General features: G+C 59.5%; 14 protein-coding genes. 5 read left to right on the top strand and 9 right to left on the bottom strand.

The annotated features are described in order from the left end of the window. Positions 1 to 33: 33 nt before the first annotated feature. The 6 genes from ACO06L_RS14600 to ACO06L_RS14575 form a co-directional block, all read right to left on the bottom strand. On the bottom strand, positions 34 to 1,521 hold the full coding sequence (locus tag ACO06L_RS14600; RefSeq protein WP_202346308.1) for an NfeD family protein: 1,488 nt from the start codon (positions 1,519 to 1,521) through the stop codon (positions 34 to 36). A gap of 102 nt (positions 1,522 to 1,623) precedes the next feature. Further along, positions 1,624 to 2,670, bottom strand: a complete 1,047-nt coding sequence (locus ACO06L_RS14595) for a L,D-transpeptidase family protein (protein ID WP_202346307.1) — start codon at positions 2,668 to 2,670, stop codon at positions 1,624 to 1,626. A 52-nt stretch (positions 2,671 to 2,722) separates the two neighbouring features. Next, on the bottom strand, positions 2,723 to 3,292 hold the full coding sequence (locus tag ACO06L_RS14590; RefSeq protein ID WP_202346306.1) for a TMEM165/GDT1 family protein: 570 nt from the start codon (positions 3,290 to 3,292) through the stop codon (positions 2,723 to 2,725). Positions 3,293 to 3,529: 237 nt separating this feature from the next. After that, complete coding sequence (locus tag ACO06L_RS14585) at positions 3,530 to 4,921, bottom strand: DHA2 family efflux MFS transporter permease subunit (RefSeq protein WP_202346305.1); 1,392 nt, start codon at positions 4,919 to 4,921, stop codon at positions 3,530 to 3,532. 3 nt (positions 4,922 to 4,924) lie between these two features. Next, positions 4,925 to 5,350: a MarR family transcriptional regulator gene (locus ACO06L_RS14580; protein WP_064229365.1), complete on the bottom strand. Its 426-nt coding sequence runs from the start codon at positions 5,348 to 5,350 to the stop codon at positions 4,925 to 4,927. A 161-nt stretch (positions 5,351 to 5,511) separates the two neighbouring features. Beyond that, complete coding sequence (locus ACO06L_RS14575; protein ID WP_064229366.1) at positions 5,512 to 6,795, bottom strand: MFS transporter; 1,284 nt, start codon at positions 6,793 to 6,795, stop codon at positions 5,512 to 5,514. Positions 6,796 to 7,066: 271 nt separating this feature from the next. On the opposite strand from ACO06L_RS14575, the gene ACO06L_RS14570 reads away from it, so the two are divergent. The 4 genes from ACO06L_RS14570 (at position 7,067) to ACO06L_RS14555 (ending at position 11,979) form a co-directional block, all read left to right on the top strand. Further along, positions 7,067 to 7,969 carry a helix-turn-helix transcriptional regulator gene (locus tag ACO06L_RS14570; protein ID WP_201257898.1) on the top strand — a complete coding sequence of 301 codons (903 nt, stop codon included), beginning with the start codon at positions 7,067 to 7,069 and terminating at the stop codon, positions 7,967 to 7,969. Positions 7,970 to 7,978: 9 nt separating this feature from the next. After that, entirely contained in the window at positions 7,979 to 9,739 is a 1,761-nt protein-coding gene (locus ACO06L_RS14565; protein WP_202346304.1) for an ExeM/NucH family extracellular endonuclease, read from the top strand. A 128-nt stretch (positions 9,740 to 9,867) separates the two neighbouring features. Continuing rightward, a complete protein-coding gene (locus tag ACO06L_RS14560) occupies positions 9,868 to 10,755 on the top strand; it encodes an alpha/beta fold hydrolase (protein ID WP_064230074.1) in 888 nt (295 codons plus the stop codon). 156 nt (positions 10,756 to 10,911) lie between these two features. After that, a complete protein-coding gene (locus ACO06L_RS14555) occupies positions 10,912 to 11,979 on the top strand; it encodes an AraC family transcriptional regulator (protein WP_202346303.1) in 1,068 nt (355 codons plus the stop codon). On the opposite strand, the gene queE is transcribed toward ACO06L_RS14555, so the two are convergent. Next, positions 11,980 to 12,636 carry a 7-carboxy-7-deazaguanine synthase gene (queE, locus tag ACO06L_RS14550; protein ID WP_202346302.1) on the bottom strand — a complete coding sequence of 219 codons (657 nt, stop codon included), beginning with the start codon at positions 12,634 to 12,636 and terminating at the stop codon, positions 11,980 to 11,982. Next, positions 12,636 to 13,301, bottom strand: coding sequence for a 7-cyano-7-deazaguanine synthase QueC (queC, locus tag ACO06L_RS14545; protein ID WP_202346301.1), 666 nt, complete (start codon positions 13,299 to 13,301; stop codon positions 12,636 to 12,638). Before queC ends, queE begins: the two co-directional genes overlap by 1 nt. Before the next feature lie 185 nt (positions 13,302 to 13,486). Between queC and ACO06L_RS14540 the strand changes: the two genes are divergently transcribed. Continuing rightward, positions 13,487 to 14,020 carry a hypothetical protein gene (locus ACO06L_RS14540; RefSeq protein ID WP_064230075.1) on the top strand — a complete coding sequence of 178 codons (534 nt, stop codon included), beginning with the start codon at positions 13,487 to 13,489 and terminating at the stop codon, positions 14,018 to 14,020. A gap of 15 nt (positions 14,021 to 14,035) precedes the next feature. On the opposite strand, the gene ACO06L_RS14535 is transcribed toward ACO06L_RS14540, so the two are convergent. After that, a complete protein-coding gene (locus ACO06L_RS14535; RefSeq protein ID WP_202346300.1) occupies positions 14,036 to 14,266 on the bottom strand; it encodes a hypothetical protein in 231 nt (76 codons plus the stop codon). Positions 14,267 to 14,696: the final 430 nt, after the last annotated feature.

Raw genomic sequence — 14,696 nt, 5'->3', positions numbered from 1 at the left:
CCTCCTTGTATTGCCGTTTCTTTGTCCGTCGGGTCAGCCGTTGTCCGGAATGACCCTGACAGTTACCGTTAAACCCTCTATTGCTGTCACGTTAACCCGGTCGCCCTCTTTGACGGGCTCTTCGCTGATGGCATTCCAACGCTCACCGCTGAGCCGGACATGGCCGCGGTAGTGGCCATGCTCTCCCGAGAAACTATCCAGTGCCACACCTTCTTCATGGGTAAGCTGTTCGGTGCCGCTGACCGGATGCCGTCGACGCAGGCCAATGAAACGGGTCACCGTCCAGAGGATAAACCCGGCAGCCACGACCGCGGTGCCTCCGATAGTCGGCAGGGAAATATCCCGGTGACTGCCGTCCATCAAGATAATCGAGCCGGTTACAAAGGCGACAATCCCGCCAACCCCCAATATCCCGAAACTGGGCACAAAGGCTTCGCCCACGATGAACGCCAACCCGAGCAGGATCAGCGCCAGGCCAGCGTAATTCACCGACAGGACCTGGAAAGCGAAAAGCGCAAGAATCAGCGAGATGGCACCAATCACACCTGGCACCACCGCGCCCGGGTTTGCCAGCTCGAAGATGATGCCGTAGAAGCCGATAATCATCAGGAAATAGGCGACGTTCGGATTGGTAATTACGGAAAGCAGACGGGTGCGCCAGTCCGGTTGGGATCTGACAATTTCCAGACTGGCCGTGTTCAGGGTCATGTCGCCCGACGCCATGCGAACGGTGCGACCATCTACCTGCTGCAACAGGTCCCGGAGGTTGCGGGAAATCACATCAATGACGTTCTTCTCAAGCGCCTCTTCGGCACCAAGATTTACAGCCTCACGGACGGCCTCTTCAGCCCAGTCGGCATTACGGCCGTGGCGTTCAGCCAGGCCACGAATGTAACTGACCGCGTCCTCCAGAACCTTGCGCTCCATGGCAGTACCGCCGCGACGTTTACCGTCGTCATCGCTGGCTTGCTGGTCACTGTCGGATGACGAGTCGGGGGTGGAATCCGAACCGCTCTCAGATTCCGGATCGCCTGAGGCCGGATCGCTCTCCGGTTCCGGGCTACCAGGCAGACCGCCCATCTGGACCGGCGTGGCCGACCCCAGGTTGGTTGCAGGCGCCATGGCAGCAATGTGACTGCCATACAGAATGTAGGTGCCTGCGCTGGCCGCCCGGGCGCCCTGGGGGGAAACATAGGTCGCTACAGGAACGTCGGAGGCCAGGATCACCTTGATGATATCCCGCATGGAATCCATCAGGCCGCCGGGCGTATCCATTTCGATAATCACCAGACCAGCACCCTCGGATTCCGCCCGGCGTATGCCCCGGGTGACGTAATCCATGGTCGCGGGGCCGATAGCCCCCTCAACCGTCAGCACCACAGCAGTGTCGGAGGATTCCTGCTGGGCAAAAACCTGATGGGCCAGGGACGTCAGTGCAAGCAGTGCACCTGTGAGGAAAACCATAGCCCAGGCCCGGAGACGGACGGGATTCTGTGATCGCATGGGACGGTGTGCCTGCATAACGCCTCCCTGGACCGGAATAAAATCAATACCTGGATATACGATGGCACAGTGGCCGTGGTTTTATCCGTACAAAACGGCCCTCCTGCCCAGACAACTAGCTCAGAAGTATAGCCGCTGCTCAGGTTCGCTCGCCGATTCCGGCGATTTCTCTTCCACGGTCTTGTCTGCGGCCATCCGGGTGACCCGTTCACCAATCATGGTTGGCAGTCCATCGGCCTGGTCCACTGCCAGCTCAATGGCACCACGCTTGACCTCGACGCCCGGATGCCGACTGCGGAAGGCTTCAACTTCCGCAAATACCTGCTTCCAGAGACGGTCTCGATCCTCACGGGGGTAGTCTTCATGGGGGCGGTGCACCTCAAGCCAGACCTCACCATCCGAGAACCCGATCTTGACGGCATCATGCACGACCTGAACGGGCGTGCCCTTTTCAACCTGATAAACGAACCGGGAAATATCCTCGTTGTACATCCGGAAACAGCCATGACTGACCGGCATGCCCACACCAAATTTCTTGTTGGTACCGTGAATCAGATAGCCTTTTTCACTCAGCAACAGGGCGTGGGTGCCGAGCGGGTTTCCGGGACCTGGGGGAATCATTCGGGGCAGATACTCACCGGAGGCTTCGTACTCAGCCCGAATGCTCGCCGGCGGATACCAGGCCGGGGACTCCAGCGGCATGGTGACCTCTGCATCCGTCAGCGGGGAGGGATTCTCCGCAGTGCCAACGCCTACCGGGTACACCTGCACTCCTTCATCGGTGAAGTAATACAGGCGGTACTCCGCGAGATTGATAACGATGCCTTCGCGCCGGGCATCTGGCAGCACATACTGGCGCGGCAGAGTGATAGTGGTGCCCTCTCCGGGTAGCCAGGGATCCACACCGGGATTGGCCTTCACCAGTTCCAGATACCCCATGGCCAATCGATTACCTATGCCGGCAAAAGTGTCCTCATAACGGGTTTCAAAAACCCCGAGCTCTCCTGCCAGGTCACCCTGAACCGGGAACGTGGGCACACGAGGGCTTCTGTCAGGCTCTTCCGGGGTATCCGGATCGCTGGCAGCATCCAGAGGTTCCGCCAACCCTGCGGTTGGGAACACCAGGAACTGCGCCAGAGAAAAAACCGCTAAGAATCTGAACCACATAGAAAACATTCCGAAAGCATCAGGCAACCGGGTACAGTGACAGCAAGTACCCTCAGGAGTTCATATAGGTCGCCCATACTGTTACGACGGCAAGCGCCACGAACAGAACACTTGCACCAATCCGGGCTGTGGCAAGGGGCAACCGTTCCATCAGCCAGCGTCCTGCCATGATAACCGGTATGTTGGCCAACAGCATACCCACCGTGGTGCCCAGAATAACCCAGAAGGTTTCGGTAAAGCGGGCGGCGAGAACGACGGTTGCAACCTGCGTCTTGTCGCCGATCTCCGCCAGGAAGAACATGATGGTGGTGGCCATGAATGCCCCCATTCCCAGAAACTTCGAGTCTTCGCTGTCATCCTTGTCCGGCACCAGCAGCCAGAGTGCTATGGCAACGAAGCTGATGGCCAGCATCCAGGGCAACCAGGCTTGTGGAATGAATGACGCCACCCAGGCACCTAGCCAGGCCGATAGGGCGTGATTGAGAACCGTCGCGACAAAAATGCCGAGAATAATGGGCAGGCGAGTAGCGTATCGGGCAACGAGGAAAAGCGAGAGCAGCTGGGTCTTGTCACCTATTTCCGCTATGGCGACGGCAACCGTAGAAGCGAGGAAAGCGTCCATGAAAAACTCCAGGGCGGATAACAGACATGAGGCAGCCCACCTTCCGCCCTATGGAGGTGAAACCGCCTCAGGTCTTGCCAATTTCACCGGTGTGGCGGTGAAACACGATAGCCATGGGGATTTGGCCCCAAGTATGTTGACTACCATCCGACCGACAGTTCCGGTTCGGAGGCTACTCCCCTGAAGAGATGCGGGCATATTAATGAATTCGGAACGAGGCCGCAACCAGACGAGACCCTAGGCCCGCATCTTCCAAACCGGAATCGCGGCGACTGCCACAAATGCGGCCACCAGCCACCAGGCGGAATGGAACGCGTTGATCGTTGGCATACCCGCACTGTGATCGCCGAATTCGATGGTCAGGGCCACGAGGTTGACACCAAAGGCGCCCCCGAGCTGGCGCATGAAGTTCAGGGTGCTGGAGCCGGCGCCCAACTCCTGCGGCTCCAGCGGGTTCAAGGCGCCCGTTGAAAGGGCCGGAAGCATGAAGCCAATACCAACGCGCCCCAAAACCGTCCACAGCACCAGCCAGCCGAACGCCAGCGTCAGGTCAGACAGCGCAAACAGCACGGCCGACAGGGCAAATGCACCAATCCCGAAGACAACCAGAACCCTGGCGCTATGCCTGTCCGCCAGCCGCCCGGCTAATGGGAACGTCATACCCAGGACAATCCCTGCCGGCAGCATAAGTAACCCGGCCTCTGTCGCGCTGAACCCGAGGGCTGTCTGCACAAACAGCGGAATGAGATAGGTGGATCCGAACAGCGCCAGCCCCAGTGCCATGGCCCCGAGGCAGGCGAACAGGAACGTCGGTTTGCGCAGCAAGCCGATATTCACCAGCGGGTGCGCAGTCTGCCGTTCACGCAACACAAAGAGCACCAGCCCGCAAAGGGCCAGCAATGCTTCAGCAATAATCCACGTCTGCTGTCCCGAAGCCTGCTGCAGTCGGTTGAGGGTGTCCAGGGATAGGGCAATGGTGAGGCCGAGCAGTAACAACCCGGGGAGATCAAACCGATAGGGCGCCGGCCGGGAGACCGGCAATGGCAGAAAGCGCCAGGCCATCAGCACACCCACCAGTGTTACCGGCGCCGGCGCGAACATCACGTAGCGCCAGTCGAGTTGATCAACCAGGAAGCCCCCCAGCACGGGCCCCAAAGCCGGTGCCAGAATAACCCCCATGCCATAGATTCCCATGGCCTGGCCTCGCCGATGGCGTGGAAAAATCCGGAACACCAGGTACATGCCCATGGGCTGCATCAAGCCGGCCATGGCGCCCTGTCCTATCCGGGCAGCGATGAGCTGGCCCGGTGTCTCGGCAAATCCACCGGCAACGGAAATCAGGGTGAAGAGAAACATGGCTACGGCAAGGGTCTTGCGAACCCCGAAGTGATCCAGCAGCCAGGAGGAGGCGAGCATGGTGGTGGTCATGGCGGCGATAAAGCCCGTTGCCAGCCAGTGAACCTGGCCCTGGCGAATGCCGAACTCTACCATGATGTCGTGCAACGCTACGTTGACCACGGTGGCACTGAGCACCGTGGCCATGGTGCCTATCATCACCGTGGCCACCGCCAGCCAGCGCCAGCGATCCCCGTAGCGGGCTTTCAGCCCCTCAACTGAGTTATCAGCCAAGGATTACTTCTGCTTTTCAGCGTTTTCCAGGATCTTGTGGAAGACCTTCACGGTACACTCGATCTCTTTGTCGCTGATACCTTCCAGCATTTCCTCGCGCAACACCTCGGCTCGCTCGGAAAGGTCGTCCATAAACGCTCGGCCGGCGTTGGTCAGATGCAGCCGTCGCGCCCGGCGATCATTCGGGCAGGGCCGGCGCTCGATCAACCCCTGCTGCTCCAGGCTGTCCAGCAGTCGAACCAGGGTCGGATTCTCGATCGCCATGAGGCTGGCCAGTTCGCGCTGAGTAAGGCCTTCACCGCCTTTCTCCAGGTACACCATGGTGCTCCAGCGCGCCTGGGTGACACCCAGATCCTTAAGGCGCTCATCAAGCATTTTTCTCCAGCGCCGGGTAACCCGGGCTACCGCAAAAGGAAACTGGTCTCTCATTTGTCGTCACTCCATAGAAAAAGGGCCTTCGCCCTGGCCAGGCGCAACCGCGCACTCGACCAACAAATCACATTATCGGAAAGTCACCAATAGTATGCTAACCATTGAGATAAAAACAGATACGGAAGTAAAAACAAAATCGGGGAAAACCGAAAGCAGCGTCAGCTCGCCTGACGCTGCTCTTCGTGCATCTCCTCGACTTCGGGAGACTCATGGAACTCGGTATTTCGCGGATCGATCTCGGCGAGCACCGGCGACGCTTCCGGCATGGCAGGCACGAAGTGCTCCTGATCCGCAACGGCAACGTCCTCGGTATGACTGATCCGATAACTGGTAATCACCGCCAGCAGAACCAGGAAGCCTGCATTGCCAAGGAACAGGCCTTTCGGCCCCAGAAGGTTGATCAGTTCAGCCATGACAACCGGCCCGATGACACTGCCAACCCCGTAACTGAGCAGTAGCGTGGCGCTGGCAGCAACGATACGAGTGCTTTCCATGCGGTCATTGGTAATCGCCACGGCGACCGGATAAAGGGCCGCAGACAGGCCCGTAAACAGCCCCACCAGAAGGGTCAGCAACCATGGGTTTGCAGCCCCCAATACTCCAACACCACCTGCAGCGGACGCGGCCAAAACGGCGATCCAGAACATCACGCGACGCCGGTCAAAACGGTCACAGAGCCGTCCCAGCGGCCAGGCAAGGATCATGGCTGCGACAATGGCACTGGCCATGAACGTGGATGTCCGGGCAACGTCCAGCCCGACCAGTGTTGCGTACACCGGCCCGAGCGCATAGAAACCGCCAATCATGACACCACAAATCAGTGCGCCGGCAACACCGCTAAAGGACTCCCTGGCCAGGGTAAAGATCGAAATACGCTGGACCTGCTCGATTACCGGAGCTTCCATCCGGGTCATTGAGAGCGGTACCAGAGCCAGTGTCAGCAGGATCGCTGCAATCGAGAACGGCATGAAATTGGCGGGGTCGCCGATATTGACGATGAGCTGCCCGCCGGCGGCGGAAAGGTAAAACACGATCTGGTAAACCGCAAACAGCGCACCGCGGTTGGCATTGGTGGCCCGGCTGGAGAACCAGCTCTCGATGACCACCAGCACACCGGCAATACTGAACCCGGACAGCACCCGCAGCACGGCCCAGAAAATCTCGGAAACAGCCATCGGATAGAGCAGCGACGTAACGGCAGCAATCGCAGCGAACACGGCAAAGGCACGAATGTGACCAACCCGGCCTATAATCCGGTGAACATAAAGCGTGCCCAACACAAAACCGATGGAATAGCAGACCAGAATCCAGCCGATAATGTCCGGTGATATCGCCTCAATACTCAGACGTATACCCAGTAACGTCATCAGGAACGCATTACCGCTGACCAGCAGAATAATGCTCAGGATCAGGGCAGACAGGGAGGTGACCATTCGGGTCATTACAACGGCTCCGGGCGTGGCAGGGTATTTTCGATTGGATGACAGACAAAATAGCAGCAAGCACCGGACTTTGCCGGCCGCGTATTAAATCAGGAGCGGGAAGTGAAACCACTAGGCACTTCCCGAAACCTGTTAACCGCGTCACAAAAACCCGCAAAGGCCGCCGTGGAGCGGTTTAACAGGGTTTTACATTAATGTGCCGTAACAGACCCTGCTGGCCGGAGCAGGTAACATGGCAACGAGCTATTCATTGGACCGTGAGCGCCTGGTTATGAAAAAAACGGACTGGCCCATCCGCTGGGACTTGCTGCTTCGCTATCGACTGATCGAAACCATTGCCCTGTGGGAAGGTCGCCTGACCACCAACCACATCTGCCACAGTTTCGGTATCGGTCGTCAGCAGGCGTCCAAGGACATCAACACCTACCTGCGCGAACTGGCGCCGGGCAATCTGGTTTATGACCGCCACCTGAAAGGCTATGTTCCGGCGGAGAAATTCCGTCCGGTGGTTACCCGGGGGGTGGTGAACGAGTATCTGGATCTGCTTGCCCGCCAGCAGAACCTGAGCAACACATTTGAGTCTCTGAACATTGACCTGCCGGACAGCACGGTGGTGCAGGGCCCTAACCGTGTGATTGCACCAGAAACCATGCGCGCCGTCGTGACGGCAACACGACAGGGCAGGCAGTTGCGCGCCAGCTATGCTTCCCTGAGTCGCCCGGAAGCGGTGGAAAGCATTCTTGAACCTCATACTCTGGTGTGTGCTGGCAACAGCTGGCACTTGCGGGCCTGGTGTGACTCCAATCGGGAGTTCCGGGACTTTGCCCTGAGCCGTTTCCGGACTTCGCCCGAAGCTCTACGGCAGCGTGCCAGACACAGCCGGGAGCAGGACGAGCACTGGAACCGGGAGGTTACCCTCGTGGTTACTCCTGACCGACGCCTGACCGAAGCCCAGCAACAGATCATCGCCCGGGATTATGGGATGGAGCATGGCCGTCTGGAGGTTGCCACCCGTGCCGCTCTTGCACCCTACGTGCTGTCACGGCTCGGAATTACCTTTGACAACCAGCATCCGGATCCGCTGGTACAACAGCTTGAACTGGCCAATCCAGATCAGTTGGGATTTGGCAGCAAACGCGAACAGGCCCTGAAAGCCGTTGCCGGTCTCAGTTAAACTGCCGGTGTGAATTCTGAAATCCGGCGATATTCCTTTCTCTGTTTCCTGATTCTGCCGTTCCTGCCTGGGTTGGCAACGGCAGAATCAGCCTGTGGTAAACCCGCAACACCCATTGCCGAAGTACAGGGCACCGGCCCGGCCTCACTTCTGGCAGGCAAAACCGTCACAGTCGAGGGCATTCTGACCCAGGATTCCCGGTCAGAGGGTGGGTTTGGCGGCTTTTATCTCCAGCAGGCCGACCACGAGACCGACAACAATCCCGCCACTTCCGAGGCCCTGTTTGTCTATACCGACCGCGAGATCGGCAAACCCGGCATGAGGCTGCGAGTTACCGGCAAGGTGAAGGAATACCACGGACTGACTGAACTGGTGGCGATCCGAAACATCCGGAGTTGCGGGCGGGAAGCGCTACCGGCGCCCTCTCCATTGGCTTTGCCCTGGACCCGGGATCCCGAACATCTGGAGAATATGAGGGTTACCTTCCGCCAGCCCCTGACGGTGGTAGACAATTACAACCTCGGCCGTTACGGCGAACTGACGCTGGCCGCCGCAGACCAGGTCCAACCCACCGAGCACCTTCCTCCTGGCGACGATGCGTACAGAGCATCCATCCGAAACCGGCACAATCGCGTGCTGCTGGACGACAATCGGTCCATCAGAAATCCCAGGCCCATACCTTGGCCGCCCGGGGGGCTGTCCTCGGCAACCGTACGCTCTGGTGACCAGATTGACGGGCTTGTCGGGGTGCTGGACTTCCGGTTCGATGCCTGGCGAGTCCAGCCCGCCGGGGCACCGGTTTTCCTCGCAACCAACCCGAGAGATCCCGCACCGGACCCCGAACCCGGTGGCGCTGTGCGAATCATGGCACTGAATCTCGGTAATTTTTTCAATGGCGATGGTCGTGGCAGCCAGTTTCCAACAACCCGGGGGGCGAAAACATCGGCGGCATATCAGCGCCAGCAACAGCGACTGGTGCAGACACTTCTGGCCCCGGATCCGGATATCCTCGCGCTCACGGAACTCGAGAACGACGGCTACGGCCCGCACAGCGCCATCGCCAGCCTGGCCGAGGCCCTGGGTAATCAGTGGCGGTTCGTCAGCACACCAGGTCAGGATGGCGATGATGAGATACGGACCGGCCTGCTCTACCGCAGCGACCGGGTGAGCGCCATTGGCCTGCCGGAACGGCTTGCCAGCGGTCCGTTCAGATCCGGTGGCCGGCCTCCGCTGACCCAGAATTTCAGTCGTTTCGATGGTGAGACAACCGTCAGGGTTATCGTTCCTCACCTGAAATCAAAATCCTGTCGGGGTGCCCATGGGGACGATCGGGATCAGGCCGATGGCCAGGGCTGTTACGCCAGCCGGCGGGCTGACGAAGCACAAGCGCTGGCCGGATGGGCCGGCGTTGACGCCGGAGACCCCAAGTCGGCCGGCACCCTGATCATGGGTGACCTGAACAGCTATGCCCGTGAACAACCCCTTCGGGTACTGGCAAGAGCGGGCTTCGTCAGCATGGTGCACCACTTCCATCCCTGCAATGAGACCAGCTGTCGCCATTACACCTACCGATACCGTGGCGAGAAAGGGTCCCTGGATTACGCCCTGGCCTCCGAGACATTGAAGCCACGGGTTGTCGGTGCCCGAAGCTGGCTGGTGAATGCCGACGAGCCCAGGGTTCTTGGCTACCAGAGCGAGCACGCTGCTGATGGGCAGGCGCCCTGGCGGTCCAGCGACCATAACCCGGTTATCGTAGACGTAAAGCTCTGAACCCTGTCCGCGGCGGCGCGACCGTTGGTTGCCCGTCCGCCCGGGCTCCCGGGCGTTGAAGCCAAGGCTCGGCAGGCTGGTCCCGGTAGACTGGCGATCAGACCCAAAACCGGTGATCGATGACGACCATGAGAATCCCTGCACCCAACCTCTGGCCCGCTGCCCGCGCGGGACAACGATTTCTTCTTCAGGCCCGACGCCGCGAAGCGCTCGTGGATGGCCACAAAATGGTTTTCCTGGAACGGGGTGCTCCCGGCGCAGGAAGCCCTACCATCGTGCTGATTCATGGCTTTGCCGCCATGAAAGAAAACTGGGGGCTGTGGCTGCAAAGACTGCCCAGCCACTGGCATCTGCTGGCACCGGATCTGCCAGGGTTCGGAGAGAGTGATTACCTGCCTGAAGCCTGCTACCGCTATGAAACCCAGGCCCGTCGACTGGGTCAGTGGCTCGCGGGCTTTGACACGGACAACATACATCTGGCCGGCAGCTCCATGGGGGGTGCTATTGCTACTGTCCTGGCCCACAAGCTGGAGCCGGCACCCCGTTCCCTGACGCTGCTGAACAGTGCCGGGATTCCAGAGCATGCCCAGGTCGACATACATGCTCCGTTTGCATCCGATCGTGACGGCATCCTGATTCCCCGGGACTGGAAAGGGGTTTACCGCATGTTCAACAGTGTTGGTACCGGCAAGCCCACGGTCTCCGGCCTGGCCATGGCCGGGCTGTTGGGTCCCGATCTACTCGGCCGCACCGACGCCCTCCGACACATATTCAGCGACATGGTGGCAGACGCCCTGGCACCGGCCCGCTATCTGGGCCCTGACACGCCACCACTGCAGGTTCAATGGGGTGACCGGGACGTGATCACGCCCACGCGCTGCGTGGACTGGTTCGGCTCGGCGACACCGCACGCCGAAATTCACATGTTCCGGGGTGTGGGGCATCTTCCCATGCTGGAAACACCGGGGCGATCCGCCGCGGCACTTGAAGGCTTCGTCCGCCGCCATGGCCAGTAAGACGACCGGGCCGGGCGCGAGTCCCAGCCGATGATTGGCCTTTCAGGCCATTTATTTCGTCAGCGAAGTCATGGGGGAACGAACCGGGAGGCGCCATAATCGTCGAAACTACGCGTTCTGCGACATAACAAGAACAGAATAAGACGAGGAAACCCCATGCGCGCCTCCGTTTCAACGGCACAGGACCTGGGCATGCCGGCCATCTACCTGCACCTTCTGGCCGAGCTGCTGAATACCATCGGTGTTGATGAACAGGACCTTCTGCTTCGGGTCGGACTCGACCCGGCCCGCCTTCAATCCACCGATCTGCGGGTCAGCCAGACCCAGGCCAGCGAATTTGTCACCCGGGCGATTATCGAAAGCGGCGAGCCGGGGCTCGGAATCATGCTCGCCCGGGAACTGAAGCTACCACTGCACGGCGCCCTGGGTACGGCGGTCATGAGCAGCCGCACGTTGGGCGATGCCATGGAGCTGATGACCCGTTACCTGACACTGCGGGTGCCCCATCTTCAGGTGTGCAAACGGGAAACCGGCAACCTGGCCTGGTACGTTGTCAGCTGCGATATCGATCTCGGCCCCCTACACGGGTTTATCATGGACGCCATGCTGTTCGGGTGCGTTTCCATGGGGGCGCAACTAACGGGCTCGGTGGTTGATGGTTTGCGGATTGTTCGCCGGGGACCGGAACCGGCCTATTTCCACCGGTTCCGCTCACAGATCCCGGTACCGGTGGAGTTCGGTGCCACGGAGAATGCCCTGGTGATCCCCGCCGCCCGACTGGATCTGCCGGTACGCTTCACCGACGATCAACTGGCCGCCTCATCAAGAGCCCAGTGCGAGGAAGCACTGCGGCAGTTGACTGAAGACGCCGGATTTGCCTGTCGGGTCCGGCGAGTGATTGAAACCAGCCACCCCTTCCCACCGAAACTGGCCCGGGTTGCAGGCACCTTGTTTGTCTCTGAACGAACACTCAAACGGCGACTGCAGGAAGAAGAAGCCAGCTTCCAGCAGCTGGTGGATCAGGTCCGCCTGGAACGGGCACAGGATCTGCTCCGCAGCACCGGCATGAACCTGAGCCAGATTGCCGACGCCCTGGGCTATGCCGACGCTGCGAACTTCACCCGGGCTTTCAAGCGCTGGACTGGAACCAGCCCCAGTCACTACAGAAGCGCGCCTGTAAGATCCGCCTCGACACCTGCCGAGCGGACACTGGCAACCGGCTGATCAGTCGATCCCGATGATTTTGTGCATCTGCAGGGTAAGACGCCACTGGGGGTGGGCAAGACAGTAGTCGGTAGCGCGGCGAGTATTGCTTTGCTTGATCTCATCCACCGCCGTTTCCGGTGCCGAAGGAGAGGCCATGGGCGACAGGAAATAATGGCTCGCGCGAATGCCCAGGAATCGCTCCGGCATCGCCAGGGGCTGCGGATACACCAGTTTAAGCTCGTCACAGGCCTCGATCACCACAGGTGCATCGGCCTTGGGACTGACGCAGAGCCAGTCAATGCCTTCGGGGGCCGGCAGGGTGCCATTGGTCTCTACCCCCACTTCAAACCCTTCCCGATGGAACGCCTCAATCAGGGCTGTATCCAGCTGCAACAGGGGCTCTCCGCCGGTGCAGACCACATAGGGCTTGCCAGGCGCGTCCGGCCAGAGATTCCGTATGTGACGGGCCAGGGCTTCCGGCGTTTCAAAACGGCCACCATTCTGGCCGTCCGTGCCCACGAAATCGGTATCACAGAAATTGCAGACCGCACTGGCACGGTCTTTCTCACGCCCGGTCCAGAGGTTGCACTTGCTGAAACGACAGAATACCGCAGCCCGACCCGCCTGGGCACCTTCGCCCTGCAGGGTGTAGAAAGCTTCCTTGACCCGATACATCAGCCTGCGCCCTCGTATTCCAGAGGATCGGTCACACCATTGACGGCAAACGCCTCCAGGCGCTCAACGCATGAACCACAGCGGCCACAGGCTTGCTCCCGGCCGTTGTAGCAGGTCCAGGTCTGCGAATAATCCAGGCCCAGGCGGAGACCTTCGGCCAGGATCTGGCCCTTGTCCATGGCCATGAAGGGCGCCTCAATGCCCACCGGTTCGTAGTTGGCGACCCGGCAGACCGCGTCCATTTTCTCAACAAACTCCGGGCGACAGTCCGGGTAGATGGCATGGTCGCCACCGTGAGCCCCGTACCACACAGCGCCGGCACCTACCGTCACGGCGTAACCGGTTGCCAGCGACAGGAGGATCATGTTGCGGTTCGGCACCACGGTCGCTTTCATGCTGTCTTCTTCGTAGTGACCTTCCGGGACATCTATATCCGAGGTCAGGGATGATCCGGCCATCACCTCACTCATGGCGCGGATATCGATCACTTTGTGGGGAATACCCTGGGCCTCACATACCGAACGCGCACACTCCAGTTCCCGGACGTGGCGCTGCCCATAATTGAAGGACAGCGCATGCACCCGATACCCGCGTTCCCTGGCCAGGTGCAGCAGAGTGTAGGAGTCCATGCCTCCGGAATAGATTACAACCACGGTGTCTGTCATTCGGGCTCCCCGTATGGTGCGATTGGGTGTGGGCTGGTTTACTGTCGCGCCCGACGCCTGTTGCTGTCATCGGGCTTTTACAATGAATGGACATATTGTAACAGTGCAGGCACAGGTTGGGTTCGCGTCTCGATTGCGGGGCGGGTAAACTCAGCGAAAAACAACTCATCAGCTACACTGACTCCATGACCACTATCCAGCCGGCATTCATCGATTTCGAGGCATCCAGCCTTGATCTGATCGCGAGCTACCCCATTGAGGTAGGGATTTGCATGCCGGATGGCTCTCTCCATAGCTGGCTGATCGCCCCCCATGTCCTCTGGCAGGACTGGTCGCAAAGCGCTGAACAGATACACGGCATTTCCCGCGAGACTCTGGAAGCGGACGGTATTGCGGTGGGTGAAGTGGCCAGGGCCCTGAATGAGCTGCTGCCAGAGCAGGTGTTCTGCGATGCCTGGACGTTCGACAGCTTCTGGCTGCACCGGTTGTTCAGGGCCGCCCGCATAACCCCGGCCTTTCAGCTGGAGTCCATTTCAGCATTGCTGGACACCCGCCAGGTGCGCCAATGGTCGGCGCTTCGTCAGCAGGTGATTACCGAACTTGGCTTGCCAGTCCATCGGGCGGCAAATGACGCCCTGATCCTCCACAAAACCTGGGAACGGATTGCCGAGGACCATGGCGCCCTGGAGCCATTAACCGGTCAGAGCCGTCGGGCCTGATCCGGAATCAGGCAATCAGTGCCTGACACGCAATGCGATAACTTCGAGACCATCCCGAAGGGTATTGAGAGTCCAGTAGGTCACCAGCGCCATGAGCGCGGCACCCGTTACGGTAAACACCAGATTCTCGCCCACAACCTGCTCCTGTGCGGCTAACAGGTATAGCCCCAATGCGAAAATCAGGACGAGTTCAATCAATGCGTGGAAACGGAACTTTCTACTGGCAGATCCGGCGTCGTCGGACATTTTGCTAGGTTTCAACCTCTATCTGTCTATGGCAATGAATGAAAAGGTAGTGTGCAAATTATCGCCAGGACAGCCAACAAAATCTGTACGAAGTAGTGGCTACGAAGATTCCACTACCCAAAAAAAACGCAGCCATAGAGGCTGCGTAGAAAGGAGAGATCCATTGACTGCCTGGCGCGGCAGGCAGTCAGGATTGCACAACGTAAAACACGTGACGCTGCGAATTATGCCAAGCGCCCATGGGGCCGTCTGTAGGGGTTTGCCGAAGATGCAGACCTATTGCAAACGGCCCATTAGCCTATACACTGGTAGTCGAACCGAAACTCAAGAGCCGGTATGAACAGAATGATTCCACAGTTTATTGCATACACAGCAGCAGGTTGCCATGTAGCGCAGTCTGTTCGCGCGATGGTGAAAGACATCTAACGGC

The sequence above is a fragment of the Marinobacter sp. genome (genome assembly GCF_965229985.1).
In the GTDB taxonomy this organism is placed as follows: domain Bacteria; phylum Pseudomonadota; class Gammaproteobacteria; order Pseudomonadales; family Oleiphilaceae; genus Marinobacter.
The sequence above is the reverse complement of the archived record's forward strand: the minus strand, read 5'-3'. Positions and strand labels throughout refer to the sequence as shown.